The 8,940-nt window shown below is 63.8% G+C and carries 8 protein-coding genes; 5 read left to right on the plus strand and 3 right to left on the minus strand.

The window, feature by feature from the left end; translation table 11 throughout:
- Window positions 1–40 precede the first annotated feature (40 nt).
- The gene (locus ACODRZ_RS08300) at window positions 41–796 is read right to left on the minus strand and encodes an SDR family NAD(P)-dependent oxidoreductase (RefSeq protein ID WP_488969389.1); all 756 of its coding nucleotides are present in this window, start codon (window positions 794–796) and stop codon (window positions 41–43) included.
- A 101-nt stretch (window positions 797–897) separates the two neighbouring features.
- Here ACODRZ_RS08300 and ACODRZ_RS08305 point away from each other — a divergent pair, with 101 nt between their 5' ends.
- A complete protein-coding gene (locus ACODRZ_RS08305; protein ID WP_488969403.1) occupies window positions 898–1,638 on the plus strand; it encodes an SDR family NAD(P)-dependent oxidoreductase in 741 nt (246 codons plus the stop codon).
- Between the two features lie 20 nt (window positions 1,639–1,658).
- Here ACODRZ_RS08305 and ACODRZ_RS08310 read toward each other — a convergent pair whose 3' ends face one another.
- A complete protein-coding gene (locus ACODRZ_RS08310) occupies window positions 1,659–2,348 on the minus strand; it encodes a carboxymuconolactone decarboxylase family protein (RefSeq protein ID WP_488969390.1) in 690 nt (229 codons plus the stop codon).
- A gap of 171 nt (window positions 2,349–2,519) precedes the next feature.
- On the opposite strand from ACODRZ_RS08310, the gene ACODRZ_RS08315 reads away from it, so the two are divergent.
- Genes ACODRZ_RS08315 through ACODRZ_RS08330 form a run of 4 tightly spaced genes read left to right on the plus strand, consistent with a single transcriptional unit; the run spans window position 2,520 to window position 6,398 of the window.
- Window positions 2,520–3,407: an SDR family NAD(P)-dependent oxidoreductase gene (locus tag ACODRZ_RS08315; protein WP_488969391.1), complete on the plus strand. Its 888-nt coding sequence runs from the start codon at window positions 2,520–2,522 to the stop codon at window positions 3,405–3,407.
- Window positions 3,404–4,156: an SDR family NAD(P)-dependent oxidoreductase gene (locus ACODRZ_RS08320; protein WP_488969392.1), complete on the plus strand. Its 753-nt coding sequence runs from the start codon at window positions 3,404–3,406 to the stop codon at window positions 4,154–4,156. Before ACODRZ_RS08315 ends, ACODRZ_RS08320 begins: the two co-directional genes overlap by 4 nt.
- Window positions 4,156–4,986 (plus strand): enoyl-CoA hydratase/isomerase family protein, encoded by an 831-nt coding sequence (locus ACODRZ_RS08325; RefSeq protein WP_488969404.1) that lies wholly within the window; start codon window positions 4,156–4,158, stop codon window positions 4,984–4,986. Before ACODRZ_RS08320 ends, ACODRZ_RS08325 begins: the two co-directional genes overlap by 1 nt.
- A gap of 8 nt (window positions 4,987–4,994) precedes the next feature.
- Window positions 4,995–6,398, plus strand: a complete 1,404-nt coding sequence (locus ACODRZ_RS08330; protein WP_488969393.1) for a carbohydrate porin — start codon at window positions 4,995–4,997, stop codon at window positions 6,396–6,398.
- A 206-nt stretch (window positions 6,399–6,604) separates the two neighbouring features.
- Here ACODRZ_RS08330 and ligD read toward each other — a convergent pair.
- Window positions 6,605–8,940, minus strand: a 2,336-nt coding sequence (ligD, locus tag ACODRZ_RS08335; RefSeq protein WP_488986193.1) for a DNA ligase D, incomplete at its 5' end; no start/stop codon positions are given.

Consider the following 8,940-nt stretch of genomic DNA (forward strand, 5'->3'; position numbering starts at 1 on the left):
TTACCTTTGTCTTTATCAGGCCCGCAGGCCAACCCTGATGCTATTGTACCAATGCGCCGCCGTCCACGGCCAGCCCTGTGCCCGTGATATAGGACGATCGATCACTCGCCAAATAGACGACCGCGTCCACCACTTCCTCCATGTTCGCCATGCGCCCTGCAGGAACGCGAGCCACCCGGCGGGCAAAGGCCCGCTCATCGGGATAAGCGGCCCGCGCGAGATCGCTATTGATCGGGCCGGGGTGGACAGAGTTGCAACGCACACCATCGGCCGCATGCTGCGCGGCGGTTATCCGGGTCAGCATCGTCAGCGCCGCCTTGCTGCAGGCATAGGCCGGATCCATGATCTGCGACTGTCCCAACCCCGCCACGGACGAGACGTTGACGATCGCACCGCCGCGATTGGCCCTGAATACCGGCAGCAGCGCGCGCGTTCCCAGAAACGGCCCGCGTGCATTGATCGCCATGTTGCGGTCCCAATCTTCCGGCAGGCGATCCTCGATCCGCACCAGAGCCGACGCGATCGCCGCATTGTTGACGAGTATGTCCACGCCGGACCATCGCGCTACAAGATCCTGCACGATGGCGGCCCATTCGTCTTCCCGCGTCACGTCAAGACGGCACGCAAGGGCATCGCCGCCGGTCGCAGCGATCGCCCCAGCGATCCTGTCACATCCTGCCACATCGATGTCCGCGACCGCGACCCGCGCGCCCTCGCGGGCGAAGGCAGTCGCTATCGCAGCCCCCAGCCCCTTCGCCGCCCCGGTCACGATCGCACGTTTGCCGGATAATTGCATCCACTGTCCCTTTTGAGCATCGACCGTCCGGTCGGCCGCCTATAGCCTTGAAGGCGAAGCGACGAATGCGCAAGGCGAAACCGGGCGAGAGGACAAGTTTGATGGACCTGAATGGACAATCCGTACTGGTGACCGGCGCGAGTTCCGGACTCGGCCGGCATTTCGCCCGGCTGCTGGCAAGGCATGGCGCCACCGTTTTCGCGGCCGGACGGCGCGAAGACGCCCTGGCTTCGTTGGCGGAGGAGACGCAGGGACGCTGCCGACCGGTGATCATGGACGTCATCGATCCGGCATCCGTCGCCGCCGGGTTCGAGCGGATCGCCCGGGACACTGCCCCACCCCTCTCGATCGTGGTCAATAATGCTGGAGTCGCGCAAACCCGTGCCGCGATCGATGTTTCGCCGGAAGACTGGCTTTCGGTACTGCAACCCAACCTGACCGGGGCATTCCTTGTCGCACGGCAGGCCGCGCTCGCGATGACGGGAGGAGGCGCCATCGTCAACGTCGCATCGATTCTGGGCGAGCGGGTATCCAAGGGCCTGGCCGCCTATGCCGCCAGCAAGGCCGGGCTGATCCAGTTGACGAAAGCCCTGGCGCTCGAATGGGCGCCACGCGGGATCCGGGTCAATGCACTGGCGCCCGGATATATTGAAACCGACCTCAACCGGAACTTCTTCCAATCGGACGCGGGCAAGCGACTGATCGCGCGTATCCCGCAAAAGCGCCTTGGCACCATGCACGATCTGGACGGCCCCTTGCTGCTGCTGGTCGGCGACCAGTCAGCTTACATGACCGGCGGAGTAATCGCCGTGGATGGCGGTCACCTCGTCAGCGGCCTGTAAGCAGCGGACTTGGGGTACGGTCATGCATCCATGGATGTCGCGCCGACCACCCAGGCCGACAGGCCGCTGGTGGGCACGGCGCAGATCACCGCCTCCGCAACCGCCTGCTCGCTGGCTCCTGCCTTGCGCGCGCCGTTCATGTGGACCGATGCCCAACTGCTGTAGTCGGCGGCGAGTACGGTCACGAGCAACAGTTCCGCATTCATCGGCCCAAGCGCGGTGCCGGACAACGTGCCCTCGCGCATAAGGTAATATGCATCGCCCGCAACCGGCACCAGATCCAGCAGTTTGCCAAGCGAAGGCGGCATCGTACCGAAGTAATGCAGGAAATTGGCTTCGGCGTCGCCGGGCGCCACCTCAACCGGCTGTTCCTCGGCCTGCGCATCGGCGGCGTCGCCGAACACCGATGCATGGATGCCATGAAACCGCAAGGCTGCCCCTTCGCCGCGCACACTCGACAGGATGGCCACCGCTGCCCCTGCCTGCTCTGCCGTCAACCCTGCATCTCTGGCAGCGGACAATTCCCGGCGGGCCATCTCCTCGTAACCCTTGGTCGTGGCCGCGCAGGCCGTGAAGAGCAATTTGACGCAAGCCGGAAGCGCGCCGTCAGTCTCGATGACGGATCTGAACCGGCGAAATCCCGCCACCGTCTTGGGCGCATCGCGCCGGAGCAGACCCAGCGCCGGCAAAGGACTGATAGAAACGGTCATGCTCTCTCCCATTAATCCAGACCGTCCGGTCGGTTTGGTAAACGCTATGCCGAGGCGCCGCATCGGTCAATGGGGATAAGGTAATTGACGCCCGACCGGTCGGTTGATTAAATTCAGCCGCGTGTCGAGTCCCGCTCAAAGGGATCCGGGCGAAGAGAGAGAGGAAGCAAAATGAAGGACTTCTCTGGCAAGACGGCCGTTATCACCGGCGCAGGCAGCGGCATCGGCGCGGCATTGGCGCAACTGGCCGCAGCGCAGGGAATGAACCTCTTGCTGGCCGACATAAACTTGGCGGACCTTGAAACCGTCGCCGCCGGACTTGGCGCGACGCCGATCGTTCTAGCCCGGACCGACGTGGCCGATCCCGCGTCCGTGCAGGCGCTCGCCGATCTGGCATGGCATAGTTTCGGAAGCGTGGACCTGCTGTGCAACAATGCCGGCGTGGTTCCGGGTGGGCGGCATCGACTCGTCTGGGATTACCCGCTGGAGGATTGGCGCTGGGCCTTCGGCGTCAATGTCGAAGGGGTAGTGAACGGCATTCGCAGCTTCGTTCCCCGCATGATCGCCGACGGCCGCCCCGGTCATGTCCTCAACACCGCATCGGTTGCCGGGTTCGTCAGCGGCGCCGGTTCAGCGGTCTACGGTTCGTCCAAACATGCCGTCGTGCGTATCACCGAAGCGCTCTATGCGGGCCTTCGCGATGAGGGCGCCCCCATCGGGGTCACCATGCTGTGTCCGGGCCTTGTCGCCACGCGGATCTACGATGCGGAACGTTCGCGGCCCGACAGTCTGCGGCCGGAGCATGGCAGAGCGCAGGAGTCGCAGGAATTGCAGGAAATTGCCGATAACCTCTACCGCAACGCGATCTCGCCCGAGACCGTAGCCGAACAGGCGTTCGCGGGAATTCGCGACGAAAAGCTCTATGTCTTCACATCCGACGGTTTCGACACGTCGATCGCGGAGAGGACGCAGGCGATCCTGTCCCGCACCAATCCGCAGTTCGCCAGCCTGCTGTCGCTGAGCAAGAGCGACGCCGACATGCAAGGGGCGGCATCGTGAGCATACTGCACGGTCGCATCACACTGGTAACCGGCGCCGCATCGGGCATCGGCCTGGCCACGGCCAGACGCTTTGCCGAGGAAGGAGCACAAGTGCTGATGGCCGACCTCGATACGGCAGGCCTGACGCGCGCTCTGGATGCCATGCCCGGTTCTGGCCACGAAGCAATCACGCTCGACGTCACTGACGAGCCGGGCTGGATCGCTCTCGCCACCCGCATCGAAAACCAGTTCGGGCGCCTGGACGTGCTGTTCAATAACGCCGGGTTCGGCAAGTTCGGCTCGATCGCGGAAACCTCGCTCGACATGTGGCGATCAGTGATCGGTGTCAATCTCGACAGCATCTTCCTTGCCACCAGGTACATGATGCCGTTGCTGGCGGCATCCGGACGCGGGTCGATCATCAACATGTCTTCGATCCGGGGGATCGTCGCCGCGCCCGATTGTGCGTCCTACTGCGCCGCGAAAGGTGGCGTCAGGATGTTCACCAAGGCGACCGCGCTGGAATGCGCCGCTGCCGGAAACGGGGTACGCGCGAACTCGATCCATCCGGGCCATGTGGCCACTCCGCTCACGGCGTCCGCGCACGCGGATCCGAAGGTCGCCCGCCGCCTGATGGACGATGTTCCCATCGGCCGGATTGGCGTCCCCGAAGAGATCGCCGATGCCGTGGCGTTTCTTGCCGGTGACGCGGCGCGATACATGACCGGCGCCGAACTGGTGGTCGATGGCGGATCAACTGCGCAGTGATCGCTTCCGAACCTGTGAGCCTGACCATCGACAAGGGAGTGGCCCGCCTTACCCTTTCCCGTCCGGAAATGCGCAACGCGATTTCCCCGGAGATCGCAGAGGGGCTGTGCGAGACAGTCGATATCTGCGCCGCGTCCGAAGACGTGCGCTGTGTCCTTCTGACCGGCAGCGGCCGCTTCTTCTCGGTCGGAGGGGATATCGACTTGTTCGCTCGGGCCGGAAGCGATGCACGGACGCATGTGTTCGGGCTGGCGCAGTGTTTCCATCACGCAGTTCACGGTCTTGCCACCATGCCCAAGCCACTGGTCTGCGCGATCAACGGCCCGGCGGCGGGTGCGGGGATGAGCCTCGGCATTCTCGGCGATATTGTTCTTGCCGCCGCATCCTCCCATTTCACTGCCGCATATGCCGGTGTCGGACTGACACCCGATGGCGGCCTGTCGTGGATTTTGCCGAAGCTGGTCGGTCTGCGGCAGGCGCAGAGCCTGATCCTGACCAACCGGCGCGTGGATGCGCAGGAGGCCGCTGCGATCGGCCTGGTCACGCGCGTGGTGCCAGACGACGTCCTTGCCGAAGAGGCATGGCTGCTGGCGGCACAACTTGCCGCCGGGCCGGTCGGCGCGCTGGGGACATGTCGGCAACTGCTGGCGGCTTCGCATACCGTGACCCTGCGCGAGCATCTGGAAGCGGAAGCGCTTGCGATCGCCGCCGCCTGCGCGGGCCGGGAGGGGCGCGAAGGTGTTGCGGCATTTCTGGAGAAAAGACCGCCGGATTTTGTGGGGGAACACAATTTCGAACCCATCTCCAACGATAACGGGCCGTCTTCATGATATTTCCTTTGCATACGTCGCAGATTCCCCTCCTGACCGCCGCGCTGCTTGCAACGACCATATTCCATCCATCTCCCGCCCCCGCTCAGGAACAGAGCAGTGGGACGCCCGCACAAGCAGTGCCCGCCGAATCATCAGCCTCACAGGTGCCTCCGCGCGACAGCGAAGACGCCCCCTCTCCCTCGCCACAGGATCGTTACAAGCGGTTCGACGATCTCAGTCTCAAAGGCTGGGCCATCAATTATCCCAGGGTGGCCGACACGATACTGTCCGACCACGGGGGCATCCGCGACGCGCTGGCGGACATCGGCATCGGCATTTCGCCGATCAATACCGCCAATTTCCAGTACGACTTCCTGCAGAACGATCGCGGCTACAAGGGTCCGCAACTGTACAACGGGCAGGATATCACCCGCACCAACACCACCGTAAGCCTTACCGCCACGTATGACTTGGACATGATCGGCATCGCAGGCGGCCAGATCGCCACGACGTTCAGCCTCGTCGATAACAGCTTCCCAGAGGTCAACGGGCCGAAAAAACTGCGCATCGGTCGGCTGCATTACTATCAGTCGCTGTTCCATGACCGCGTCGATTTCAAATTGGGCTATATCGACAACACGCAGGAATTTCTGGGAATCAATGTCGGGGGCAACCTGGCCACCGGTAACCTCGGGCCGCAAGCGACTATCCCGTTCCAGTTGGGCCTGAGCTATGGCGGGTTCGCTGCTCCCGGCTTCAATGCGCGCATCAAGGCCGGCAAGCACCTCTATAACAAAGTCGGTGTACAGCGCAGCCTGCCGGCCGGCGGTGCGACCGCCGAGAATGCGGTGAATCCGGGGGGCTTCCGCTTCCACCCGCCCGGCACCGGCGTGTTGGTCATCGACGAAGTCGGCTTCAATCGATCCGCCGCCCGCGGAGCAAAGTTGATATGGATACGCGGCGGCGGCATCTACAATACGACGAAATTCGATACTTTCGACGGAGCCCGCTCTACCAACTGGGCGGCGTTCATCGCGGGAGACAAGCAGATCACGCAGCCCGATCCGCAAAAGCCCGCGCGCGGTTTCTATGTGGGTGCCACCTTCAACTACGCGCCGCCACGGCAGAACTTCTATACCCAATATTACGAAGGGCGGATCTACGCCGTGGGTATGCTAAAGAGCCGCCCCTTCGACCTCGCATCGCTGGTGGCCACGCTCAACAAGTACAGCCCGGCGGGACTGCGCGCACGGACCGTACAAGGCGAGCGTAATTATCATGCCACTTGGGCGCTTATCGCAAGTTACGCCTACCGGGTAAGTCCGGGCTTATATCTTCAGCCTGGGCTAGGGGTCACGGTACATCCCATCTACAGCCCCCGCTTTGGTACAGCTTTCAATGGCTATCTGAGCTTGGTGACGATGTTCTGAAATGAGCCTAAGGCCTGTTCTTGCGTAATGGACGTCATTCAAAACATGCACCAACGTCAACGGCTTTATGCACGCGATCGGGATTACGGATCGGGTCTTTGTCGTCGTCACATGGACCGGTGGCGAAGTTGCGACGGGCTTGGCACAGCGCCCTGCACCATGTTGCATGGAGCGAGTTTTTCGAAGGCACGGTCAAGGCCGCGACGTCAAATTTCTGGAAGCTGTTGGTCGGCAAAACCCCAGCCATGCAACGTTTCTGATCGTTCGATCAGTTCAGGAGCATCACCGATCGAGAACGGGTGCGCAGTTTTCATGTCGCCCAGTTCATCCCAGCTTACCGGCACCGCTACCGGGGCGCCTTCCCGTGACCGCGCGGAATACGGCAGCACGGCGGTCGCCCCGCGCTGATTACGCAACCAGTCGATGAAGATGCGGCCCTTTCGCCTGGCCTTGCTCATCGTCGCGACATAGCGGTCCGGCTCGGAAAGGCTCATCGCTTCGGCGAAGCGGCGGGCGAAGTCCTTGTGGGTATCCCAGTCGTGCCCGCGCTTGAGCGGCACGACGACATGGACGCCCTTGCCGCCGGACAGCATGGCAAAGGTCACCAGCCCGAGGTCGGCGAGCCGGGCGCGGATGTCCTTGGCGGCTTGGATGCATGCCTTGAAATCCAGCCCCTCGTCGGGGTCGAGATCGAAGATCATGCGGTCGGGGCGTTCCACGTCGTCGGTCCTTGCGGCCCAGCCGTGGAACTCGATCGTGCCCATCTGCACGCAGGAAAGGAGGCCCTCGGCATCGCTCAGGTAGAGGTAGTCCTCCGCGCCCCCGCCCTTTTCGCGGATCGGCACGTGATGGACGTGATCGCCGAAAGTGCCGCTGTCATGCTTCTGGAAGAAGCATTTCTTCGCCCGACCCTGCGGGCAGCGCACTAGGCTGATCGGACGGTTCGCCACGAACGGCAGCATCAGCGGCGCGATGGCCGCATAGTAATCCGCAAGGTCGCCCTTGGTGTCGCCGCTTTCGGGGAAGATCACGCGCTCACGGTTGCTGATCTTGACTGCGATCTCTGCCTGCGGCGTGGCCTGGGCTTTCTCCGGAGTCACCGCCCGGGCCTTCTTGTCGGTTCTCAGGCCAAGGAAGCTGCCATGGCGCACGCGGCCCTCCCCGGTCAATTCGGCGAAGGCGACTTCCGCCACCAGTTTCGGAGTGACCCAGCTTGCGCCGCGTGCCTCGGTCTTGTCGACATCGAGCGGCGGGGTCTTGCGCGCCAGCTTCTCAAGCCGCCCCGCCATGTCGGCAAGACCCTCGGCATCGAAGCCGGTGCCCACCTTGCCGCGATAGACAAGGGTCTTGCCCTCGTACTGCCCCAGCAGCAGGGAGGAGAACGGGCGCCCCCTGGCGTTCGACTTCGCCCACCCGACGATGACGAATTCCTGCCGCCGGGTGCACTTGACCTTGACCCAGTCCTTCGTGCGGCGGCCCCGGTACGGTGCATCGATGCGCTTGGCGATGATCCCTTCCTGCCCGGCGCCGCACATCGCATCGTAGAGCTTTTCGCCCGCGCCGATCATGTGGTCGGCGATGAAGATCGGCGGCGCGGCATCCGCAAGCAGCGCCTCAAGCCGCTCCTTGCGCTCGATATTGGGCATCGCCGCCAGATCCTCGCCATCCAGTTCGAGGAGATCGAAGGCATGGAATTCAAGGGGCTGGTCTGAGCCCTGGCTGCCTTTGCCGCGCTTGAGCACGGCCTGGAGGCTGGAGAAGTCGGGGTTGCCCTCCGGCCCGCGCGCGATGATCTCGCCGTCGATCAGGCAGGGCGGCAGGTCCAGCGCGGCGATATGCGCGGCGAGCGGGGCGAACTTGTCGGTCCAGTCGAGGCCACTGCGGGTATGGACGACGACCTTGCCCCCGGCCGCCGCGATGAGCGCGCGGTAACCGTCGAATTTGATCTCGTGCATCCACAGGTTGCCGGTTGGCACCGTGTCTACCAGCGTGGCGAGCTGGACGGGGCGGAACTTCGGTGGTTTGCCCGAAGCTTTGCGGGAGGGGCGCTTGTGCCGCGCGTTGCGAGAGGCGGCCTTCTCCATCACCTGCGCGAAGGCATCGCCCTTCTTGCCTTTCAGCGAATGGGTGCCGCCCTTGTCGGCTTCGATCTCGGCCATGGTGCGGCCGGTGAGCACGCTGGTCAGGCCCTGCTCGACGAGCATGTCACCCGTCTGTGCATGGGCATCCTTCACCTTGCGCAGCAGCCAGTTCTCGCGCTTCTCGCCGGGTCTGGGCTTCATGCGCACGAGCAGCCATTCGCCTTTCATCCGCTCGCCATCGAGGGTGAAGTGGAGGTGGCCGTCCGCGATGTCCTTCGCGCTCTTGCCCGCGACCGGCGCCCACGTGCCCCGGTCCCAGAGCATCACCGTGCCGCCGCCGTATTCGCCCTTGGGTATGCCGCCTTCGAACGCGCCGTAGGACAACGGATGATCCTCGGTGCGCACAGCAAGGCGCTTGTCGTCGGGATCGGCGCTTGGCCCCCGGGTCACCGCCCAGGACT

This window comes from Novosphingobium sp. FG90, from assembly GCF_057808725.1.